The following is a 1,019-nucleotide window of genomic DNA, read 5'->3' as shown; positions in this document are numbered from 1 at the left end:
GGCCCTGCGGGAGTGAGGCATTGACCGCGGTGATGACCTCGTCGGGTTTGCGGGCGGACGAGGTGGGGTTCCAGTCGGTCAGTAGGTCGCCGTTGCGGGCGGGCAGGACGGCGATGCGACCCGAGTCCAGGTCGGCGAGCGGGTCGACCAACTGGGTGACGACGGTCGTCGGGGTACCGGTGCGGGCCAGGGCCTGGGAATAGATCTCGGCGAGCAGAACCGATTCCGTCGTCGAATCCCCACCCACCACAACCACCGGACGGGTGTCCTCGGAGGCGCAGGAAACAGTGCCGAAAACGCAGGTGGCGGCCAGGATCGCGGCGGCGGTTCGACGCACGACGACCGAATGCATCCGACGACACCAACTTTCTGAATTTGCCGTCAACCCGCGCAATTCGGCCCGACGGCGGGCAGTATGAACTACCAGAATGTACCTGTGGCCCCCGGGTCGCACGCACAGCGCACTGCCCGCCTTTGCCGGAAGGACACCAGTGAAAACCGCCTTCGCCTCCTCTTCAACGCGACAACGTCGACCGGCACGCAGCCTCGCGGTCCGGGCGGGCCGGGTGCTGGCTGCCGCTGTGGCACTGGCCGCCGCCATGATCCTCGCCTCCTGCGGCAACAGCGATCCGCTTGCCGCCAAGGGTGATTGCACCAGCGACGCGCTGATCGTCGGCTCGGCCAATTTCCCCGAATCCGAGACCGTCGCCAACATCTACACCGAAGCATTGCGGATCAACGGCTTCAAAGTCGACACCAAATTCGATATCGGCAGCCGCGAGGCCTACATTCCCGCGCTGCGCCAGTGCGCCATCTCGCTGATCCCGGAATACACCGGCAACCTGCTGCAATACCTCGACAAAGACGCCACCGCCACCGCCGCTCCCGAGGTGAACGCCGCGCTCACCAAGGCGCTCGGCGAGGACCTCGCCATCGCAACGCCCGCCCCGGGTGAGGATTCCGACGCCGTCGTCGTCACCCGCGCGACCGCCGACAAGTGGAACCTGAAAACCATCGCC

At 66.3% G+C, this 1,019-nt stretch carries 2 protein-coding genes; one reads left to right on the top strand and one right to left on the bottom strand.

Annotated features, from left to right (window positions below; genetic code table 11):
• A partial coding sequence (locus tag ACFWUY_RS42030) for a hypothetical protein (RefSeq protein ID WP_384122470.1) occupies positions 1–352 on the bottom strand: 352 nt, incomplete at its 3' end.
• A 139-nt stretch (positions 353–491) separates the two neighbouring features.
• On the opposite strand from ACFWUY_RS42030, the gene ACFWUY_RS42025 reads away from it, so the two are divergent.
• On the top strand, positions 492–1,019 hold a 528-nt coding region (locus ACFWUY_RS42025; RefSeq protein WP_384122467.1), incomplete at its 3' end, for a glycine betaine ABC transporter substrate-binding protein.

The sequence above is a fragment of the Streptomyces sp. NPDC058664 genome (assembly GCF_042716635.1).
Taxonomy (GTDB): Bacteria; Actinomycetota; Actinomycetes; order Streptomycetales; family Streptomycetaceae; genus Streptomyces.
This window is presented reverse-complemented; position numbering and strand designations above follow the sequence as displayed.